This window comes from Dyadobacter jiangsuensis (assembly GCF_003014695.1).
Lineage (GTDB): Bacteria > Bacteroidota > Bacteroidia > Cytophagales > Spirosomataceae > Dyadobacter > Dyadobacter jiangsuensis.
Map to the genome: position 1 here is coordinate 581,839 of NZ_PYAS01000003.1, position 22,788 is coordinate 604,626.

Annotated in this window: 14 protein-coding genes; 8 read left to right on the forward strand and 6 right to left on the reverse strand. The window is 48.8% G+C overall.

The window, feature by feature from the left end; translation table 11 throughout:
- Positions 1-45 precede the first annotated feature (45 nt).
- The 3 genes from CLV60_RS08290 to CLV60_RS08300 form a co-directional block, all read right to left on the reverse strand.
- The gene (locus CLV60_RS08290) at positions 46-729 is read right to left on the reverse strand and encodes a hypothetical protein (RefSeq protein WP_229210871.1); all 684 of its coding nucleotides are present in this window, start codon (positions 727-729) and stop codon (positions 46-48) included.
- A gap of 23 nt (positions 730-752) precedes the next feature.
- Positions 753-1,415 carry an NADPH-dependent F420 reductase gene (locus tag CLV60_RS08295; RefSeq protein WP_106594885.1) on the reverse strand — a complete coding sequence of 221 codons (663 nt, stop codon included), beginning with the start codon at positions 1,413-1,415 and terminating at the stop codon, positions 753-755.
- Positions 1,416-1,510: 95 nt separating this feature from the next.
- Complete coding sequence (locus tag CLV60_RS08300) at positions 1,511-2,098, reverse strand: Crp/Fnr family transcriptional regulator (protein WP_106594886.1); 588 nt, start codon at positions 2,096-2,098, stop codon at positions 1,511-1,513.
- Between the two features lie 289 nt (positions 2,099-2,387).
- Here CLV60_RS08300 and CLV60_RS08305 point away from each other — a divergent pair, with 289 nt between their 5' ends.
- The 8 genes from CLV60_RS08305 to CLV60_RS08340 all read left to right on the forward strand — a co-directional run bounded on the left by CLV60_RS08305 (position 2,388) and on the right by CLV60_RS08340 (position 19,106).
- On the forward strand, positions 2,388-2,951 hold the full coding sequence (locus CLV60_RS08305) for a dihydrofolate reductase family protein (protein ID WP_106594887.1): 564 nt from the start codon (positions 2,388-2,390) through the stop codon (positions 2,949-2,951).
- Between the two features lie 11 nt (positions 2,952-2,962).
- Positions 2,963-3,319, forward strand: a complete 357-nt coding sequence (locus tag CLV60_RS08310) for a YciI family protein (RefSeq protein WP_106594888.1) — start codon at positions 2,963-2,965, stop codon at positions 3,317-3,319.
- 6 nt (positions 3,320-3,325) lie between these two features.
- Positions 3,326-4,549 (forward strand): RNA polymerase sigma factor, encoded by a 1,224-nt coding sequence (locus CLV60_RS08315; protein ID WP_106594889.1) that lies wholly within the window; start codon positions 3,326-3,328, stop codon positions 4,547-4,549.
- Between the two features lie 205 nt (positions 4,550-4,754).
- Positions 4,755-6,452, forward strand: a complete 1,698-nt coding sequence (locus CLV60_RS08320) for a hypothetical protein (RefSeq protein WP_229210872.1) — start codon at positions 4,755-4,757, stop codon at positions 6,450-6,452.
- Between the two features lie 9 nt (positions 6,453-6,461).
- Entirely contained in the window at positions 6,462-14,006 is a 7,545-nt protein-coding gene (locus CLV60_RS08325) for a hypothetical protein (protein ID WP_146151535.1), read from the forward strand.
- An 11-nt stretch (positions 14,007-14,017) separates the two neighbouring features.
- The gene (locus CLV60_RS08330; protein WP_146151536.1) at positions 14,018-16,024 is read left to right on the forward strand and encodes a fibronectin type III domain-containing protein; all 2,007 of its coding nucleotides are present in this window, start codon (positions 14,018-14,020) and stop codon (positions 16,022-16,024) included.
- 27 nt (positions 16,025-16,051) lie between these two features.
- Positions 16,052-18,661, forward strand: a complete 2,610-nt coding sequence (locus CLV60_RS08335; RefSeq protein ID WP_106594893.1) for a fibronectin type III domain-containing protein — start codon at positions 16,052-16,054, stop codon at positions 18,659-18,661.
- Positions 18,662-18,674: 13 nt separating this feature from the next.
- The gene (locus CLV60_RS08340; protein ID WP_106594980.1) at positions 18,675-19,106 is read left to right on the forward strand and encodes a hypothetical protein; all 432 of its coding nucleotides are present in this window, start codon (positions 18,675-18,677) and stop codon (positions 19,104-19,106) included.
- A gap of 79 nt (positions 19,107-19,185) precedes the next feature.
- Here CLV60_RS08340 and CLV60_RS08345 read toward each other — a convergent pair whose 3' ends face one another.
- From CLV60_RS08345 to CLV60_RS08355, 3 genes are all read right to left on the reverse strand, one after another.
- On the reverse strand, positions 19,186-19,650 hold the full coding sequence (locus CLV60_RS08345) for a hypothetical protein (protein WP_106594894.1): 465 nt from the start codon (positions 19,648-19,650) through the stop codon (positions 19,186-19,188).
- 162 nt (positions 19,651-19,812) lie between these two features.
- Positions 19,813-21,897 (reverse strand): tetratricopeptide repeat-containing sensor histidine kinase, encoded by a 2,085-nt coding sequence (locus CLV60_RS08350; RefSeq protein ID WP_106594895.1) that lies wholly within the window; start codon positions 21,895-21,897, stop codon positions 19,813-19,815.
- 43 nt (positions 21,898-21,940) lie between these two features.
- Complete coding sequence (locus CLV60_RS08355) at positions 21,941-22,669, reverse strand: LytR/AlgR family response regulator transcription factor (protein ID WP_106594896.1); 729 nt, start codon at positions 22,667-22,669, stop codon at positions 21,941-21,943.
- Positions 22,670-22,788: the final 119 nt, after the last annotated feature.

The window sequence follows — 22,788 nt, forward strand, 5'->3', positions numbered from 1 at the left end:
TTATCAAAGGGCCTGGCCAAACCGACCAGGTCTTTTTTGAGTATTTTAATGCTTTGTTATTCTAAGATCTGCAAAGTAGCCTTCCGTTCCTATCTCAACCCACAATCCGATCCCACCCGCCGCGGCAGCGCCGTGCTTCATGTCCTTTACGATCAGTGAGGGCTGCGTCGCATCGTTCAAGTATAATCTGGCCTCTTGCCCGTTAACCGCAATTTTCATTTTTATCCATTCATTCAGCCCCATATCCGAATAGGCCTCGTATTGCTCCGGACTCTCTTTTCGGAGACGGTCAAATTTGTAACCAGGATAGGCGTAGTATTGGATGGAATGGTTGCGCCTGACCTGATCTTCGGCCCTGCCATTTGTCGGGCGGATATAGATACTTTCATATTTCGAATTGAGCTCATCGATCCGGAATGCGACCCCGATAAAACCGCGTGCAAATGCAGGAGCATCTTTCAAAAGTCTGGCTAACACCTTTACTTCGATAGTTCCATTCGAGAAATCATCCATGCCTTTGATTCTTACAAACGTCGGCTCATCTACGTCCTTGACTGTCGTGTCTTTGACAACCCTAATTGCAGCCTTGCCTTCGATGTTTTCGTACGATACAGATACCTGATTCGGTATTATCACATCGTTTGTGAGCTCCAATGCCTGTCCCTCGGCACTCGAAACGTGCAGCCCCAAGCCAATCAGAAAGGTTAATGCTAGTGTTTTCTTCATCATATTATTGGGCGTAGCGTTTTTGATTAAGCAACTGTGACTTCTTTTGCTTCGGACAGCGTAATGGTTTTTCCGAGAGCACCAAACTCGTGCAGGTCTCCAAACACCTCTAATCGAATGGATTGATCGATACCACCGACGCGCAGCGGGTCGAAACCTGCGTCGATAATCAGTTCTTCAATGACCGGATCAATGCTTTGGTCATCCGTTGCAAAGAATAGTACAGCTGGTTCCGGTTTTTGTCCGGATGCATTCGCAAGCGAAGCGGCTCCCATCGTTCCGAGTGCTTTGGCCAGTTTCGCGTCCTTCGGAAGCAATGATGCATTAATTTCCCCCGCCGATTCATTTTCTCCAATCGTTTTATCGAACCCACCTTTTTCATTGGGGGCAATAGGGTTTGAGGGATCGATAATGATTTTTCCTCCCAACTGCATTGCATAAGTATTCAGAAATTCACCGATGGATGCAAACCAAATTGCTGGAATGATGATGTCGGCCTGCTGAATGGCCGCCTCGATTTCCAAAGGTTGGGCCAGGCTTCCTAATTCATTAGCAAGATTTTGTGCTTTGGCAATGTCGCGCGCCGCGACAATGACGGGCCGATTTCCCTTAACCAGATTAGTTGCCAATACCCGGCCGATATTGCCCAGGCCAATGATGGCGACTTTGGATTCTGTGATTTTTGACATGTTCTTTATCGTTTAAATGACCATGCAAAGGTCGGACGGGCCCGGGTCGCTGACCAATAAGCTGGATTAAGAAGTAGGCTTAAACTAGATTAAGACTACGAGGGTGAGGAGGCAATCTCCTTCCGGATTTTGCTCAAAAATTCGGGTGTAATCCCCAGATAGGAAGCGATTTGAGTGTTAGGAAGCCGCAATGCAAGTTTTGGATATTGGTCTAGAAAAGCGAGATAGCGCTCCTGCGCGGTAGAACTGATCGTTTGCAGTACCCGGTTTTGGAGCTCTACATAGTTGTTTTCGACAATCACTTTGAAAATGCGATCGAGCTTGGGAATGTTAGTGTAAAGAAAATATAAATCCCGCCTTTCGATTTGCAGGATCACAGAATGCTCGATGGCTTCGATAAAGAAACCGCTATTCTTTCCGGAATGGAAACTCCCGATGTCCGCAATCCACCCGCTTTCGGCGGCGAACTGGATATTATGTTCGTTACCCTTTGCATCGACCGCATACATCCGGAAGCAGCCTTTCACAATGAACGTATAATGCTGACAGGGAAATCCTTCCTGTAAAATGAATTGCCTCCGCTTGATAGAGCGGCGCGTGACCCTTCCTTGCAGAAGTTGTTTTTCGGCGTCTGTCAATGAAATGTAGCTTTCCAGATGCTCTGCTAAGGGTTGTAGATCCACGGTGTGCGAAGTTGATTTAACCTTTTACAGGCAAAAGTAGCCAATGCAAGCTGAATTTCGTGTTCCGGATATTGGGGCTTGCTAAACCCAGGTCTGTTGGAAACTTCTGAAATCACCAGGAGGTCTTTTGCGCGCGATGCAGTTTGGCAAGGCATTTGTACCTGTATCATTGCCGCCGTTTCTTCATAACGGGTTCGTATTTCCAGAATTTTTTAAGAACTATGTCTTATTCGCCCAAACCTATTTGTAGTGGTATTGAAAATGATTTTGAAACTTAAAATTTTTAGAAATGGGAACCTTAAGTACATTTAATTTTCTGACCCTGAACGGTTTTTACAAGGATGCGGCAGACAGCGTGAACTGGCACCGACATGGAGGAGAGGAAAGCGGGTTTGCGTCCGATCAGATGGAGGGGCGAAAGTCGATACTGGTTTTTGGTCGGGTTACCTATGAACAAATGGCCGCGTGGTGGCCGTCAGCGGCCGCATTGGAAGCCATGCCGGAAGTCGCCAAAGGCATGAATGAATCCCCGAAAATCGTGTTCTCAACCACATTGGAGTCGGCCGAATGGGAAAATACGACGCTGATCAAAGGTGATCTGATTGGGGAAATAAAACGATTGAAAGCCGATCCGGACGTACAAATGACCGTACTAGGCAGCGGAAGTTTGGTTGCCCAGCTCGCCGAGGCAGGCCTGATCGACCGCTACGGTGTCATGATCGACCCCGTGGCGTTAGGCGATGGAAAGCCGCTGTTTTCCGGCATGAAAACCAAACTGGACCTGCGGCTGGTAGATTCCAGGGTTTTCGGGAGTGGGGTGGTGCTGCTCGAATACGTACCTATCAATGCTTAAAACGTTTCAAAATGGAAGAATACATTGTTTTCATGCGCCTCGACCTGATTACGAAGGATGCCCAGCCCTCGCCCGAACAAATGCAGATTTTTATGAAGCAATACCAGGATTGGGTAGGAGGGATTGCCGCGCAAAATAAGTTTGCAGGCGGCAAGGGGCTTTCAACAGAGGGTAGGGTGATCACATTTGGCGACGTGGTGACAGATGGACCTTTTGTGGAGATCAAGGAATCTATTGCCGGTTTTATCATCATCAAAGCTGCCAGCCTGGATGAGGCCGCCGAGCTTGCGCGCGCTTGCCCGATATTGAAAGGAGAGGGCAACAGCGTGGAAGTAAGGAAGATCAGCGCAGTGCATCCTGGTAGTTGATTTATCATGAACGATCTCATTCCGCACCTTTTCCGGACCGAATACCGCAAGATCGTATCGGTGTTGTGCCGCCGCTTCGGCTTTCATGAAATCGAAGCGGCAGAGGACATTGTCAGCGATACTTTCCTGACGGCTTCGCAGTCCTGGGGTATCCAGGGTGTTCCGCCAAACCCGGTAGGCTGGCTATACCAGGTGGCGAAGAACAAGGCTAAAAATCACCTGCACCGCAACATGATCTGGCAGCAGAAAATCGCGCCGGGTATTCAGGATAATGCGGCCTTTTCGGATGAGGCTGATATCGATTTGTCTGCACAAAACATCATCGATAGTCAGCTGCAGATGATGTTTGCGATTTGCGATCCGGCTATTCCGGTCGAATCGCAAATCGCGCTTTCGCTCCGGGTTTTGTGCGGTTTCGGGATCGAAGAGATTGCCGATGCATTTCAAATAAATAAGGATACAGTCAACAAACGCCTGCTGCGCGCTAAGGAAAAGTTGCGTCAGGCAGGCATCAGGATTGAAGCACCTGAACCGGCTGAGGTCGAAGCAAGGCTGCAACCGGTGCTGACCACTATTTACCTGCTTTTCAACGAAGGATACTATTCTGTGAGCAGGAACAAAGCATTGCGGCGCGACCTATGCCTGGAAGCGATGCGGTTATGCACGATGCTCATTGAAAATCCTCAAACCGATCAGCCACAGGTAAATGCCCTGCTTTCGTTAATGTGCTTTCACGCATCCCGCTTCGATGCCCGACTCGACGGCCAAGGCGAGCTTGTGATGATGGAAGAGCAAAACACCGACCTCTGGAATAGCGATTTGATCGGCAAAGGAGGCTATTTCCTGCGCAGTTCAGCCAAGGGCCAGACCCTGTCGCGGTACCATTTAGAAGCCGCGATTGCCTACTGGCATACAGTCAAGGGCGATTCATTCGAGAAGTGGGAGAATATTTTACAGTGTTACAACCAGCTTTTGCAGCTGCATTACACGCCGTCGGCGGCCTTAAACCGTACTTACGCATTTTCGAAAGTGCATGGTAAAGAACCCGCCATCCGGGAGGCGGAAAAGCTGGATTTGAAAGGTAATCACTTCTGGGAATTGCTACTGGGCGATCTTTACACGGGCATCGACGACCAAAAAGCGCAGGTACATTTTCGTAACGCCCTTACGCTGGCGAAAACCGAGACGGAAAAGCAGGCAATCAGGAAGAAGATGAACGTGATAATTTAGGACGCGCAGGGTCGTGATGACGTGAAGATGACCTTCTGTCTCTTGCTTGACTGCAGTATATTAGGAAACGTTACCCAGGTTTTCCGTCCAGCGATTTTTTGGCCACGTTCATCGATTATCAAAGGTGCCCGCCATACGAAACTTCTAGATTCATAGCGTCAAACAGGGACTTGGTTCTCATGTTCCGTTTAGTTGTCTGTAAGCTATGAAAGCCAGTTTTATATGTTTCGGGATCGCTTTGATGCAATGCTTTTGTTGCCTGGTCGGTTTTGCCCAGAGCACCGGAGGCAAATCCAGGGTAGTAAAACTATCGGGCGGCCTGAATGCCTACGCCGGCCTATACCGGTCGACGGGCATCGCCGGGCGTAACCAGCCGAATCCTTTCGGGCTGAGCGGCGCGATTACGGTGTCTCTTCCGGGAGGGGTTACGTTGCCATTTTCGGGTGTTTTGGGCAATCAAGGCACCAGTTTTCGCCAGCCTTTCAACCAGTTCGGATTAAGCCCTTCCTACAAATGGGCGACTGTACACGCGGGCTACCGAAATGTGACATTCTCTCCATTCACGCTGGCTGGCCATACTTTTTTGGGCGGCGGAGTAGAGCTCAATCCGGGTTTGCTCAGGATCGGCGCTGTTTACGGCAGGTTTAATAAAGCGATATCATCCAGCATTGCAGACCCTAATATTATCCCCTCGTTTAACAGAACCGGTTACGCTTTAAAAGTAGGTTACGGCAAAGTCAATAACTATATCGATTTGCTGGTGTTGCGCGCCAGGGATGACACGAATTCTGTTTCCGGTGTGGTTTCCGCACCTGAACAAAGCATTGTTCCGGCTGAAAATCTGGTGGTAGGCATTAGCTCGCGTTTGCTGCTTGTGAAGCATATTACTGTGGAGATTGATGCGGCCGCGAGCTCTTACACACGCGACATACGCTCATCCGAGGTTAGTGCAGAGGGCAGCAACTTCCTGGCGAGGTTTTTAGGCAAAATGATTACGCCCCGGCTTTCAACGCAACTGACGCAGGCAACACAGGCTGCACTGGGCTACCAAAGCAAATGGGGGGCGGTAAAGTTACAGTACAAGCGCATCGATCCCAATTTTCAGACCATAGGTGCGTACTATTTCCAGAGTGATATTCAGAGCTACACTGTGGCCCCCACACTCAACCTTCTGAAAGGGAAGGCACGAATTTCGGGGAGTTATGGAGTTCAATATGACAACCTGGCCAAAAACAAAAACGTCCGCACGGGTCGTACGGTCGGCTCGCTGATGGTTTCCGTTAACCCTCAGCCCGAATTTGGCGTCGATATTTCCCTGTCCAATTACGGTTTGAATCAAAAGGCGGGTATCAGGCCGTTGATAGATACGTTGCGTATTGCCCAAAACAACTTGTCGGCGACGGTAAATCTTCGCTATTCGATCCTGGGCCAGGAAATGTCCCACGTTTTCAATGCAACAGGCACGCATCAGCAACTTTCCGATTTAAACGAAAACACGGCTTCGAGCACGGAAAACAATAATGAAAATGTAAATATCGGCTATTTCCTGACGCACAATCAATCCGGGTTCGGGGCAAACCTGATGCTTTCCTACACCCAGTCGGGCCTTCCGGCCAGGGACTCGTCGATGACGGGAAATGTGAAATTTTACGGTCCGACGCTCGGTACGAACTATTCCTTTTTCAAGAAGAAGCTAAGCACTTCGGCTAATTGCTCCTACCTGGTCAACCAGCAGTTTGGCATTACAGGTAAAGTAATGACGGCTTCGGCCAATGCAGGGTATCAAATAGGTAAGAGGCAGAGCATCAGTTTGTCGCTCAATTATCTGAATTCCAATACGGGCCAGGCATCCGAAAAATTCAACGAATTCCGTGGAAGCTTTGGGTATGGGATCACTTTTTAATTCTCCAACATGAAAAGAGCGCACATTATATTCTGTCTTTTCTTTCCGACACTTTTCGGATTACTGGTAAATGCGTCGCGGGCACAAAACCAGGTCAGGATCATGACCAACGTGCTCCCTCCGTACAGCCCTTATATTCAGGATTATCCCGGAACCGGAAGCCGCGTACAGGTCTTTATATCTAATTTGTCGGGTAAGGATTTGTCTGTTCGGTTGCTGGGCAAGCTGGAAGGCGATAACGGGGTTGTGATTCGTACATCCATCAATTATCGTCCGCTTCGCCCACTCGAATTACGGGCCACAGACGTAAGCCGAATGCTTACCCGCGCGGAGCTGGAAGGCCTGTTTGATTTGGCCCAGATTGAAGTGCAGGGGATGAATAAAAATGAATTGTACAGAGGGCTGCCGCTGCCGGAAGGCAATTACCAGCTTTGCGTACAAGCCTTCGACAATGCTACCACCCGGCCTTTGTCGGCAGAATTCCCAATGGGATGCAGCGGGTTAATTCCGGTCCGGATCGTAGAACCTCCGATTTTGATCTCCCCATTCGACAATGAAGAGATTGTTACCAAAACACCGCAAACGCAGCTTTTCAGCTGGTCGGCGCCGGTAGGCATATTGCCCAATCAGGTTGAGTACACCCTGCGTATTGTGGAACTTCCGGCCGAGGTGAACCCCAATGTGTATATCGACGCAATGGTGTTGCCACGAACCGGGATAGAGGTACAGCATTTGCGTACGACCACCTTTCTGTACGGCCCCTCACATCCCCCTTTACAATCTGGCAAACGATATGCGTGGCGGGTTCAGGCCATTTCCACGAGCCAGAAGCTCAACTTTATGAATGATGGGAAAAGTCCGGTTGGGGTGTTCACGTATGGAATGATGAAGGCGCTTCCCGGGCTGGAATACATCACGATGACTTCGCCGGATCAGGCCAGCCCGTTAAGGACAAAAAGTATGCAGGTGGGCAGCAACAATCCTTTGACGTTTAAATGGAAGCTTGATCAAGAATTGGAAGCACGGTTGAAGGAGACCTATCATGTGCCGACTCAAATCAAATCAATTTTGGACCATCGTGCCGAACTGAACTATCAGATCAGGATCGCAAATTTGGGGGCTAAGGTGTCCGATTCTCCGGTACTTGTCCGTCAGGTCAGGACACCCTACTTTCAAATAGCGCAAGAGGACCTGCCTGCCGGTATGACCACCGGTAAGAAGTTTGAAGTGTCTGTCGAGCTGATGGGGGTGTCTGACTTAGTTCACAAGCAGGCGCAGCTGCCTGATGAGCCTTTATCGTCAAAACCAGTCGCCTTTTCACTATTCGCCAAGGACCTGGGGAGTCCCAAAGATACACTTACCATTACGGGTGTTCTGGCTTTCAAATACCCGGGCGAAGTAGGGGAGGCCCATATTTTGCCCAATACAAAGGTGGTTTTATCTAAAATGGAACCAGGCAATTACCTCTTGACAGTTGGATACGGCACCTCCGATGAGACGGGCAGATATACGATTAAAGTACTAAAGTCGGCACTGCACGGCCCTGACACGCTCCAAACATTCACACGCTGCGTAATAGACCCCGTGAACCCGTTCATTCAGCCTTTTACGACTTCCGGGTCGTATCAGACCACGAATGAAAATACGTTCCAGATCTCGCGCCATGAAGACAAAGTGTATAAGGTGGACGGTATTACCTGGCTGGCTTCGGGCTACACGCTGGATTTGACTGCTAAGCAAACCTATAAAGATTGGCCGGGGGCCCCTGACGCAAAACTGGACGGCCAGTATGTGGTCATTTATCGTAAAACCACCGGGTTACAAGAGTATTACAAGAAGTTCCGGCTTCCGGTCGAGGGGCAGATTAAAAACGAACAGAATTCCATACAATCAATACAAAAAGAAGTGGAGAAGGCAGGTTATCAGTTTATTGGAATTTCAACTTTGAAAGCCAATGAGGATGCCTATTCGGCCACCTTTGAAAAACTCGTGTATGCCGACAAACCCTATGACAACTATAAGGTGTATTGTCCCGGTTGCGGGCAGAAACCGGACGACGGGCAAGCCGTGATTTTCTCACGTCCGAAAGACAAATTAGTCCCGCAAACTGCCCGGATCGAAAAAGCCTTATTCAATATAGAAACCACCGAACCGCCGACAATGACCTTTAAGGGGAAACTGGCCTACCAGTTTGCCGATGCTGGCAAAGACGGTGCGGAAGCGAAGCCGCTTGGAAATACACAAGTTCACTTGCAGGTTGTGTATCAGGATATGGAAAGCAAGAATGTTACATCCGGCATACCCGGAAATGGCGACGATGACATTACCGCTTTCCATAAAAATTACAGCCAGAGCCTGGACACCCGGGTAACCGGCCCAGACGGCTCTTTTGAGTTCAAAGTGAAAATGAAAGCGCCCATGCCTCTGGGGCAGTTGGCCAGAACTCCGCTGACGGGTTCGGGGGAGTTTAAGCGAGGGGGGAGAATTTACAAACGCACCCTGCGTGTTGTCGTCGACAACGAATATTATGCCAGCCCGGCAGCAGATTTTGGCATATCTGTCGATCAGATCATGACACCTCAGGGCTCTTTCGATTTTAACACCATCATTGCCAAAGTGAAGAGTTATGGACTGCTGGTACAAGTCAAGTCGGATACGACCGCCATTCAAAAGGCAGGGTATAAACAGAATTTGTTGGGGATAAAGATTTCAGTACTGCGCGCAGTCAACAAGAAAATAGGTGTTCCGGGCGTATACACGGGACCGCCCGTGGACGAGGGCGCCGGGATACAGACGATCAGGAAAATCGATGGGAATTCATTCAGAGAGATTGCTTCCGGTAAATCGGACGTAAACGGGACGATTACCTTCCCGAGAATGGTTAAGGCCAAGGTGGAGAACGATCTGTACTTCATTGCTACCGAACAGTCGGACGATGGGTTAAATAACTACAAATTGGTTTCGCTGAAAAGGATCACCACCAATGAATCGTGGCTGGGAGTGTACGAAACCGATGTAAACAAACTCAGTGCAGATCAGATCAAAGCTTCGGACAAAATCGGCCCTGAGGGTAAAAAGAGAACTATCGCCGGGGGAGCAAAGATTAACTGCCGGAAGGGCTATAAATTCAGGTTCAAACTTGACGGAGGAGGGGCCGACTATACCAAAGAACTTTACCTGGATGTGCCGGAGGACGCCATTAAAATTGCCGAGTATTTCAAGTATAAAGATTGGACACCCATTCCGATAGAGTCCTGTCAGGAGGCCAACAAATACTGGATAAGGGATGAAATTCAAGATTCGCCTATCAACAGGAAGGTCTTATTGAACGAAAGTTTAATTGCTCCTTCCTCGGGAGGGATTAGTGTGGGCACTGCCATTGAAAACAAATCCGGAGTCGTTTTCGCAGACCAATATCAATGGATCAAATCAGACGTAGTACAGCGTTACTTGAAACCAGGCCCGCCAACTGTGCGCATCCGTGTCGTCGATAAATCAAATCCTACACAGGGTATCAAGGGAGCCCTGGTAGCGCTAAGCTATGAACCCGAGGACGGGTCGGTTGGTACCATGAACAGAATGACCGACGAAAATGGAAGCATCACCCCCTTTACACTCAAACCCGGCAAGAATGCCAAAGTGAAGATCCTAGCAAAGGGATATAATTTCTATGCTGTAAGTACTTCCGGTATTAAAATCAAAGAAACCCCGGCAATCTGTTCGGAATGCGCCGATTGTGTATGCATTGGAGAACTTCTCCTTGGGCAAAACAGCAATTACCCGGCGGTACTGATGGAGCCTAACACGCACATTACGGGCAGGGCGATCGATTACGACACGAAATCGGATCAAGATAAAGTGCTGTCGTTCACGGGTAACAAAGTACCTGTCACGGTTGCGAGCCAGGGGGGCGATTTCGGAAAACCTCAAAAAGGTGCAGTGCAAGCATCCTCTCCCGGCAGTAAAATATCCGAAGTTGGAGCCACAGCGCCGAAAGTCAACCAGCTATCAGGAAAAGGCAAGGTGACGCCGACGGCCCTTCCTGAACTGGGCTCGGGGCAAAGCATGGAAGCTTACGTGCAGGCAGATGACGGGTATATATTCAAAACGCAGTTTAATAACGGGATGTGGAAGTTTGATATCGATGCGCCGTCGACCGCTAAAATCCTCAAAGTAATTCCGGTAAACATCAGTTATTTCAACGAAGAGCGGAATATTAATACGGAACTGCCCAAACCCACGACCCTTTCAGAAGGGAGGTTCAATATCAATGCCGGCGATATTGATATCTATCAACGCGATCACCGGATCACGTTCAAGATTTTCGAAAAAGGTCCGTCGGGAAAAGGCGTGCGTGGAGCCCAAGTTAAACTCTTTGGAAAAAATGACCCGGGCTTCGTTTTTGGCCCCAGTGACGAGAGCGGCCTTGTGGAAACCAGGTTCAAAAACGTTTCGACAGACAACCTTTATGTAGACATCTCGGCACCGGGTTACGTCACGCAGACCGTGTCGGTAACCAATCAGGAAAGTAAAATCCCTAAACCCAAAACCGTGTTACTGGAACCTGCGGCAGTTGTCAATGGGGTAGTAGTCACAAAATCGGCACAAGGTGCCGAGGTCCCTTTGGAAGGTGCATTGGTGTTTGTATCTGCTGGCAAAAACGCTTCCGTGAAATACAGTACCCTTTCCAAAAAGGACGGCTCCTTTTCGCTGGACGTGGATAAAAACTTATCCAATTGCACCATAGAAGCAAGCTATAACCAGGGCGAATCGGGCCCTACGTATATCGGTGTTAGTGCAAACCAGGTGATCCCTCAGGCCAAAGGGCAGTCATTGAAACTGACTATCACCACATTCGATAAATTCAGCATTGCATCGATATGGGGCTTTCCGGTTACGATCAAAAAAATAGATCCCAAAACCATGAAGGTAACCGGCGTGGTTAATCTCGCGGATCCCGGATTCGGGCCTTTCGGTACGCTGAAAGAAAAGCTGACGGCAAGGTTTGAAAATGTGGCGTTCAAACCGAATCCGGAAAAGCCGAAGGAAGGTATTCCGGCCAGCGAAACGGTGGAACTGGAAGACGGCGTTTTGGATCAACTCGTATACCATACCACGCCCAATATTGTGGTGAAGGATATTAAGTATAATGTCAAGCTGACCTCGCTGGATGCCGTTGCCAATGCGGGTAAGCTGAAAATCATCAGAACGCCGGGGACATTGAAGGGGAAAATCCTGGCGCAGGCGCAGGTCATTGATAATTCGTTCAACTTCTCCGAAAATCTCTTCAATCCCGGTAAAAATCAGCTATTTCTGTCGGATACGACACTCAGTACCGGCAAACCGGCTGTGGTAGCCTTCGACTCCGAGAAAAGCAATATCAAGTGGACCAACTTTGCCATTTCCCAGAAGGACGGCTCACCTATGAAGCTCAAATTCCTGGCTTTCAATGCCACCAGCGCATTGAACGGGTCGAGGTTGATTCAGGACGAAATACACCTTGCTCCGGAGATTGAATGCCATGTTAAAGACGCCATTCCTTCCGAATTTAAAATAAAAATTGGCGACCTGGTTATCAAGAACAACACCATCGATAAAAAATCAGGCGAAACGCCACTTACATTCCCTTTGGCGGGAGATTGGAGCGTCGAAATCCGGAACTGGGAGCTCGACTTTAAAAAAGGGGGATTCTATTCTACCAAAGGCGTTGTTAAAACCGGGAAAGTCGATATTCCTATCAAGGAATTCAATCTGAGAAGCGACTTTTTCAAGCTGGATGCCGATCCGAAGGACCTGGAACTGGCAGGTGTGGCAAAATTGAACCTGGGCGGAAAGGCATACTTTGGTTATGACGCGCAAACAGGCTCCGACAAGAAGGGGCACTGGTCGATGGTCATCGTGCCGGAAGGCGATTCCCCGGCAGCAAAATTACCGGCAGGCTCGCTGCCAGGCTTAACCGATGTGCTGGAATTTCAAACGGTTTCCCTGCTGGACAATGGTCAGGATGTGGTGACCTTCGGCTCCGGCAATAAGTCATTCCGGTATTTTAATATTATCGATGTGCGCCCTACTACCATAGAAACGGGGCCCGACTGGTTTGCATTTGATTCGGGGCTGTCCACCGGCATACCCAATGCCCCTAAGGATGTTTCGATGCGGTTTATCTATTCCAAGCCCAAGGGGACTAATGCGATTAAGCTTAAAACCATGATTCCGGGGAAATATCAATTTGAGACCAGCGGATACCTCAATTTTGAGGCACTCAATGTGAAAGACGCCGACGGTGGGTCGAGCAACGGGATCTATTTTGCGGATGGCATCATTGCGATGAAAGGGTTCGTGGAGGAGCCAGAAAAGTTACATATCGACAATGTGCTGCTGATCCATACTGCCAATTCCACGCACATCACCCACAATCGGAACCTGGACCTGAACCTTGAAAGGGATCTGCTGAAACTCAAAGACAATCCGATATATACGACTAATGACGATGTGAGCAACAAAACGGATTATACCAAGAATCAGCTGAGTATGACACTGGAAGGCAAAACCGGGTTATCGGAGCTGTACTGTCATCAAAGGGTGGAGGGTAAGCAATGGAAGCTGATGACATTTTCAGGATTGCCGAATGGTTTTGAAATGTGGAAAAAAGAAGAAAAAAACCGTCTGTCATTTACCGCGCATGGCGAAATCATAGCTGATAATCAGAACATCGGACTGGATGGAATTCCGGCGCCGGGCGGTTTGGGAGAGCTAAGCCTTGTGTATGATTTTAAAAATAGCCGTCTTACCGGAACACTGCAAATGCCTCCGATAGATATTCCTCCCTCGATGACTTTCTCGGGCGGAATAGGGCAGGTAAGAGTTGATAAAAATGGAATCTATATTGTTGGTTCGGGCACTCTGGAAAATGTACCATTGCCTATACCGACAACATTGAAAGCGGGTTTGATGCTGGGCTATTATAATAGCCAGGACCTTAGCGATGCGACGAGCGTTTTGTTTGCCAATAGCCATCGCAAAAACCTCCCATGCTCATTCAATTCAACTTTTAAGGGCATTTATGCAACCGGCGAAATGAACCTTCCCGGAGGAATCGGCAATTTCAATCATGTTTACGGACTACCTGGTGCCCAGGCCGAAGTAGGCGTTGATATTTATGCTGATGGCTACGTGTATGGCAACTATGAAAATGGTGCCCTGTCATTTGGTGCCGGGCTGGGTGTTGGGGCAAAGGCCTATGCATATGGAACACTCTTATCAGTCAGGGCTGGTGGGGAGGTTTATGTAAATGGCGGAGTGGATGCGCGGCTGACTGCGTCGACCAGCCCTCCCGGTGCCAGTCTCTCTTTGTCGTCGAATATTGGGGCAGGCTTTAACGCTACCCTCACGGAAGCGTTTTCAGGACTTGCCCTACCACCTTTGCGGGCAGATATGCAATTGATTGTAACGGGGAATGCCACAGTTGGCAAGGGAAGCTCACCCAGTGTCAATTTCGATATCACACCGAAGTGGACGGCAGGGGGCAATACCTGTACTTCAAATACACCTTAATGTGTCTGAAAATGAAACGATTAATTAAATGTGCCTGGTTGTTGTTTGCGCTATTGGCACTGGAAACAAAAGCCCAGCAAGCTAGTGCAACCGCCGGCCCGTATGGCGTCTTTATTCAGTTCGAAAAGCTGCTGCATGGGCCGCAGTATGTCATTGAAAGGCTTCTGGTTGGAGGCGGCAGCTCCGCCAGACCTGATTGGAAACCCGTTTGCACGACCAGCAAGCCACCCCAAAGTGCGGCAGACCTCGCGGCCCGTTTGACGTTTTTAGCCGGTAAGAATCCGCTATACAACATCCCGAACGATTCGTTAACGACATCGGTATTTGAAAGCTATCGCACATCATCGGCCGTGGATTCACTGGGAGCTTATGCATCCAACCCGCAATACCTGGAAGCGTTCGGGCTCGGCTACCTGGATACCGAAGTAGAGCAGGGAAAACGTTACGACTACCGAATTCGCCAGCTCAAAACGACAGGTGCGGCAGTTTACCACAATCCTCCCACAGTAAGTGTACCCGGTTCGAAGATGGCCACCACCGTCCAATCATTGGGTTACACAGCTACGGGCACCGTGGTCAAAATCAGGTACAACATCAAGAGAGCAAGACCGGATATCGCCGGCGTACGGGTGATGCGTGCCTCCTACGCGCAGACGGGTTTCGTCGATTGCCCGGCCGAATGGGCTTTCATGAAAGGACAAAAAGACTCGGTGTTGTTGGAAATATCCGATTACAACGCGCGGCGAAAAATGCTGTACAGCTATGTGGTGTATTTAAAAGATTTTCTAGGGAATGAAAGTGCTGCTTCCGATACTGTAACCCTTGCCAATTTACGCCCACAGGAGGAGATACCAGCCATAATGGACCTTCGCACGAAGTCGGAAGAGGATTATGACGCCATTGGCATTTCGTGGAAACTGACTTCGACGAAAAATCTCCGGGCTATCGAAATCTGGCGGAGTGATAATTTCGACTCGGGCTACCAATTAATCGGGACAGCTTCTGCCTCGGATACCAGCTATTATGATCAGGCAGTGGAGCCTGTACGCGGATATTACTATCAAGTCAGGCTGAACGGCGTGTACGACAGATCCGGGGAGTCGGTCCGTGTTTCCGGCATGTTGAAAGCCAGCCGTCCGGCTTTAATAAAGCCATCGAATTTGAGTGTTACTGAAATCAGGGACACCCTCTATTTCCGTTGGCAATCGGCAGATTATGATACGCATGGCTATTATTTGTATTACGCAACCAACGATTCGGATTCGCTCACACAATATTCCGGGGTGATATTGGCGACGGGTTCTGATTTGACTTACAAGGTTGCGGTCAGCAAACTGGCCATTGGCGTGGGGTATAAATGGGCTGTTGCGGCGATTAACACCAGTTATCGTATTGGTCCAATGAGCGATGCGGTTTATTCAGAGCCACGCTACCCCGACCGTGTGGCAACGCCGATTAACCCCGAGATGCTGTACCACGAAGGCCATGCATTTCTGATGTGGGAAAACATGAAAAATATTGATCCATATATTGTAGCGTATATAGTAGAGCGTAAGGCGGGTGATGACAAGGATTTCAGAGAAGTTTACAGGCAGGCCGTTGGCGATAAGTCTGTAAATGGATATGAAGATATTACGGTCAGAAATGGTGAAATGTACAGTTACCGTATCAAAGCAGTAAGTGTCAGTGGTAAAACAAGCGGGTACAGTACAGAGGTTGCCTATTTTAAAGAACTCCCGGCTGTGTTACCAGCGCGCGGGCTGAACGTAATGGCTACAAACAAGGGGGTGCGGATTGCCTGGGATGCACCCCTGGATACGCCGGAAAAAGTGGTGATCTATCGCTATACCGAAAAGACGGTCGCTGCTAAGATCATAGGCAGCGTCTCAGGGAAGGAGGCTGTGTTTTTTGATAAATATGCGACACCCGGCATTGGCTACTATTATAGCCTCGTAGCTGTGGATGCGGGTAAACGTGAAAGTGCAGCCACCGATCCGGTGGGAGTAGAGTGGCCATAATAAATCCGATCATAAAATTCTTGTGAAATGAAGAAGCTAGTCAATGGTTTCAAGCGGGTAATGCCAGTGCTTGTGCTGGCCGTGCTATTGTTTGCCGCGAAAGGATTTTCGCAAACTCCGGTTGCGATAAGATCCTTTGTGGTTGAGTCAAAGTCATATGGCGACATAACGCTTTCAATGAATGACCTCAACGCCAACACGAGCATCACGATATTCATTGAAAAATCGGTAAATGGAGGAGCATACAGCGTCGTTGGATCATTTAGCTCTCAACCCTCTCAACCAAACCCAACTTATATCGCTACCGGATTAACTGCCTCCACGCCCCATTGTTTCAGGGCGCGGGCCAGAAATTCCGCCGGTGTGTACAGTGAATATTCTCAGGAAGCCTGCGCTACCACCAACGCCCTCCCGGTGCCTTCGGGGCTTGTTGCAACTGAAATCGGACCGAACAGTGTCCGGTTAAACTGGACCAGCTATGGCGGGAAGGATAGTGGTTTAAAGGTTGCCATTGAGCGATCGACCGGCTCCGAAGGCCCATTTATACAAATTGGCACCGCCGACGGTGAATATGGTATATATACCGACAACGGCGGTCTTTCGCCCGCGACGCAGTACTGCTACCGGATCAGGGGAATTTGGGGGGCTGCGGGCAATTCAGGTTATTCCAATACAGCCTGCGCTACTACCCGGCAGACCGCGCCTGCCGCGCCGTCGGGCCTGATCGCACAATCGCTCGACCCTACCTTTCAGATTCAGTTGAATTGGATCGACGGCTCGGGCAACGAAACAGGCTTTATCGTCGAACGGGGAACGGATGGGGTTAATTTTAGCCAAATAGTGACGGTAGGAGCCAACGTCACCCAATACAACAACACCGGTCTGCCCGCATCTACACGTTATTACTACCGCGTAAGGGCATTCAACGGCATAGGGTCATCAGGCTACACCAACGTGGCCGATGCCACTACGAATGCCAGTCCGCCCACCGCGCCCGGGAATCTCTCGGTAACAACAGCGAGTGAAAGTCAGCTCAACCTGAGATGGACGGATAACTCGGGAAATGAAAGTGGTTTTGAAATTGAACGCTCGCCAGATGGTACCAACTTTTCAAAAATAGGGGATGCAGAGGCTAACGCAACTTCTTACCCAAGTAATGGGCTGAGTGCTAATACCCAATATTGGTACCGGGTAAGAGCTAAAAACAATGGTGGCAGCTCGGGTTATTCCAATGTGGCCAGCGCTGTGACCAGGGATATTGCCCCCGCTGCCCCTCAAAACCTGAGCGCTACCCCGGTCACCAACAAGCAGATTGATCTGAGGTGGACGGATATTACAGGGACATTTGGTCTTGAAACCGGTTATGAAGTGGAACGTTCCACGGACGGGACAACTTTTACAAAAATTGCTGACGTAGCTGCCAACCAGACCACCTATCAAAGCGCAGGATTGAACACCCTTACGAAATATTGGCACCGGATTCGGGCCAAAAATGCAATAGGCTATTCTCCGTATTCCAATGTTGCCGAGACTACTACTTTTGACGTACCGCCTATTTCACCCACGGACCTGACCGCGGCAACAGTTTCGAGCAGCCAAATCAATTTGATGTGGAAGGATAACTCAATGAATGAATCCGGTTTTGATATTGAAAGATCGACAGACGGGACCAGCTTTTCGAAAGCAGGCGAAGCGGCAGCTAATACAAATGCTTTTCAGGACACGGGACTGACACCGGCCACAAAGTATTGGTACCGCGTCCGGTCGAGAAACTCACAGGGAGCGTCTGAGCCTACCAACATAGCCACCGCAACAACCCGGGATGTGATTCCCAATGCTCCGTCCAACCTTGCGGCATCGGCAACTGACTATTTTTCGGTAAAACTGAATTGGTCCGATAACTCTGGCAATGAAAGAAACTTTACGATCGAGCGATCTACCGACGGAAGCAATTTTGTTTATGTGGATAGTGTGGGCAGAAACACCACGACATTTTCCAATAAAGGATTGAAAGACCAGACAACCTATTATTTCCGGATAAGGGCGCTGAATGCCATCGGGTATTCGGGTTATTCCAACGTCGCTGTTGTAACTACGCCTAAGGCACCACTGCCGGCCAGGCCCGAAAACCTGAAAGTAACGGCGATCGACTTTGATCTGATCCGGCTCAGCTGGGATGCCGTTTCGCCTAATACCAAGACAGTGATCGTCGAGCGATCCGAAAGCCCCGATAAGAACTTTACCGAGATAGGCCGCGTGGCATACCCCGGCCGGGTTTTTGACGACCGGGAAATAATAGACGTTACCGACCACTATTACCGGATCAAGGCTATCAACGACGCGGGCGCATCTCCGTATAGCGACATTGTGAAATTATCTGCGAATGCGATCATAACCGGCGCAGAACCTGCGGCAGACGACGACCTTGCCTACGTGCATGGCAAAATACTCTACGTCAGGCTTGGCCAGCCACGCCCTGGTCGCTTGCTGTTATATGACTTGCGGGGTGTGGTTGTCAAGAACGTGAAGCTGTCGCAGCATATGGAAGTTGACCTGAGTACCATAGGGTCGGGACTTTACATTGCCGTGATAGACGGTAACCAAAAGATAATCAGACGAAAAGTGCTTGTACATTAAACCGGAACCGATCATGAAAACAAACATATGCATTGTCCTTGTGGCCTTTCTGGCCGCTTGTCAACCCAAAAAAGTTGAGCCGGCCGATATTAATATCGTATGGAAAGCCAAATCTGTCAGGCAAAATGGCGTATTGGTTTACACGGAGGGGAATCCCGCTAGCACCCAGCCCGGCTATGCCCGGTTTCGGCTCGACCTGACGGCCGGCGATCAGGTCATTTTCAGAGATGTAGACGGTCGTAAGCTTGTGGGAACGTGGTCTCTTTCCACTGACAATAACCGGCTCATTCTTGAAAACCTCTCACCACCGCCAAGCGAATCGTCCGGGAACATCGAGTTCTATCTGACAGCACCTCCCACGCGTGAAAACCTAATGCTCAAACGCACCAACGAAAGCCGCAAAACCGGCAATAGTATCAATGAATATGAGCTGGTACCTGAATGAGGTTGAAGCCGAAAAAGGGATGTTCCAAAAGCGGAACACCCCTTTTTCGGGAAAGAGAAATGTAAGATCGGCTTCTCGGTTAAAACTCAATCACGCATTCGTTGATTACCGGCTTTTTTGTACCCTGCCCGGTCTGGATCAGCTTTACATTGTTCATCGTTATCTTCTTGTCCTTTACAGTCACCGTATAACTTCCATCCGGATCAAATGTAAGGCCATCTATACCCACCTCGACTTCCCCCTTTATCGCACCAATGCCAAAATCCCTTACATTGAATGTGCCTCCTTTCTCTGCCTCTTCCTTACTTCCAAAATGCACCTGGATCAGCTTGTAGGGATTATCCTGCTCGCAGGAAACGGAATATATGCCGCCAATTGTAAGGATACTGGTTTTGCCTTTGTAGCTCACCCCGTCAATTTTGAATGTCCCGGTCTTTTCAGATTCTTCCTGGTCAATATCAGTTTCTTCTTTTGAGCAGGCGGAGGATAACACAAGCAAAAGGCACAATGCGGCTATCGAGCGGATACTGTTAACTGTTTTCATGATTTCGAAAATTTAGGATAATTGTTGAATCGCAAATTGCTTTTCGGCAGATCCAAAGCTAATTGCCGTCATACCCCGGTTTTCAAAATAATCGATGAATGAACGTGCGAAATCGATGAACGTTCCGACAACAGAAATCGCTCGGCAAAGGCCGGAAAACTGTCAATTTGCAAAAGTCAAACTTACCGTCGTTGAATCTCGTTCAGGATTTTCGAAGCTAACCGCAATACCTGTTTTTCGTGAAAGTTCGTCGACCAATTTCAATCCCAAACCAGAGAGCCCGTGATTGGTGCTCGCAAGGACCTGTGCGTACTGATCAGACGTGAATTCACTCCCGGTATTGCCGATGACCAGCACAACTCCGGCGTCTACGTGCACACACCGGATGTCAATTATCCCGCCATCAGGAGAAGATTTTACAGCGTTTTGAAGTAGATTCCTGATGATCGTCTGCAGATAGTACGGATCTGCCTTAACCCATACCGGCGCGGAAATTTCATTGTTGATCGTGATCCTTTTAGCTTCGATATTGAGCTGAATCAGCTGCACCGCCTGACTGGTCGCATCTTTTAAATCAACAGGTTTAATATCGGTTTTGAACTGGCTCATCTGGCTTTTCGACCAAAGCAGCAGTTCTTCCATCGTTTCAAGGAGTGATCCGGTCGCGCTTTGTATCTTATCGCTGAGCTCAGCCCGCTGGGCGTCGTTTAATAATTGCGGATTACGTTGCTGTAATTTGAGGAATTGATATACCTGATTGATCGGGGAACGCAGGTCGTGGCTGATAATGCCAAAGAGTTTTGCCTTGGTTTGATTGGCCTCTTCCAGTTCATCGTTAACCCTGGTGAGCTCTTCATTCTTTTTATCCAGCAAATCGGCCGTACGTTTTTTGTTGCGATAGTTGATCGTCAACAAAATAGCGACAAGAGATATAAGCAGCAATCCGGCGCCCAACCACAAACGTTGGTTTCTCGCATAAGAAAGCTCGGTGTTTTGATTGTCAATTCTCAATTGCTTTTCCTTGTTTTGGAAACGCGCCTCCATTTCAGCCAGGTTCAGTGAAACCTTGCTGTCTGTCAGAGAATCGGAGAGTGAAACATACTTGGCATGATAAGCAGCAGCATCTGACGGGTTGCCCGCAAGCATTTCAACGGCTGTCAGCGATTTGAGCAATTCCAGGTGCTGCTCTCTATTGTACAGAGCCGAACCGTGCTCGGACATTTTATAGTACCTCAATGCATTTTTATAATCCTTCAAGCTCTTGTAGTAGTCGCCGTAGGCCAGATCGACGCTGAATGTCATAACCTCCTTATTGTCTTTTTTAGCTTGGGCATCTGCTTTATCCAGATACATTTTGGCGAGGCTGTATTGTTTGTCCTGCAAAGCAAGTGACGCCATCGCGAGATTGGAAGAAATCAACTGAGACCAGTTCCCGTTTGTTTTCGCCGCGGTTTCGTGCAGAAGCTTGTAATACGCAAGTGCCTCGGTTTTATTTTTCAGAAGCTCATAGCACCGGATAAATTTACCGTAAGCATTAATGTCGTTGATGAGCGATAAACCTAAGGTGGGCTTTGCCTGATTCAGGTATTGAAGTGCTTTTTGGGGTTGTTTTAAAAAGAGATAAATTTCTGCCACCATCATCAACCTGGAAGCATAGTCGACTTTGAGTTTAATGATCTTTGTGGTGTCGGCGATCGGTCTGTAAAGGTCAACGCTTTTCAGGAAGTAATCGAGCGCGATCCCGTAATAGAACTTTTGCTGTTGGTTATACAATCCCAGATTATAGTAAGCATCTGCTTTCAGTTTCGGATCTGAAATCGGCTCAATCGCATTCTTTAGTTTCTCAGCTGCTTCATCGGCCTCTTTGGTCAATCCCATGTAATAATTAACGGAAACCAGGTGACCAAGGGGCTTCAAGCTTTTGTCGGTCATTGCACCTTTTACCGCAACAGCATATGACTGTTCAAACTGCTCCTTTGCGGATTTGAAGTCTTGCTTGTAATAGTACCCCGTTCCGATGGCCTGATGGAACGCATATCTATATTCGTAATCCTTTTCACCGGCAATTTTTAGCCCTTCTATTCCCTCTTTGATAAGCAGGTCAAGGCTCTCCGGCTTTCCTGAGAAGGCAGCCAGAATACCTTCGCATTTCAGCTTCTTTTCTTCGAGCAGTTTGATGTGTTCATTTTCCCCGGCATGGGCCAGAACAGAGATAAGCAGCGTAAAAAACAGAATGATAACTTTCATAGGTTTCTTGTTCAGGTGAGGGAAGATGAGGCGAAGAACTGTCTTACTGATCGGTCTTGAGTTTGGATATGACAGGGCGGTAGGTTTTGCCTACCGGAATAACGGTATTGTTGCAAAGCACCTCCGATTGCTTGAACTCCTTGATATGGCGGATGGCGACTCCATAACTACGATGTACCCGGATGAAACGATCGGAAGGCAGCATATCCATAAAGTAGGATAGCGAGGATAAGGTCATGTAACTTTTCTCTACGGTGACGATCCTGGTATAGTCCTGCATCGCTTCCAGGTATACAATATCGCGCTGGGCGAGTTTGATATGCGTGTATCCATCCTTGAATGTGAGTATATCCTGTTCGAACAATACCTCGTATGCGCGCGCTTTGTTCATCATCTCCCGGAATTCCCTGATCCGCCTGACCGCCACGGCTAAACGCTCTTCTGTTAACGGTTTGAGGATGTAGTCCAATGCCGAGAGTTCAAAACCTTCGAGTGCAAATTCGGGGTGGGAGGTGATGAAAACGGCAATAGGTACTATGCTCCTGAGTTTGCGGAATAGGTCCAGACCGTTGATTTGGGGCATTTCAATATCCAGGAACACCACGTCAGGTATGATATACTTGCTGGCTTCGTAAGCTTCGAGAACGTTGGTGTAAGTTCCGCAATTCTGTAAAAAGGGGAAATCTCTGGTCAGTTCTGAAATGGCTAGCAAATCCAGTAAATCGTCGTCGATTGCTATGAAACGGATAGGGGAGGAAAAGTCTGGGTCCATGCGGCTGTAATTAAACTCGTTTCGGCACTTTGGAGGAGAGGGGCCCAGGCTCCGTCTTTCACAAACGTCAGCAAGGCATAGCGCGTCCGCGATTTCAGGTTACCGCTCCGTTCGGAGTA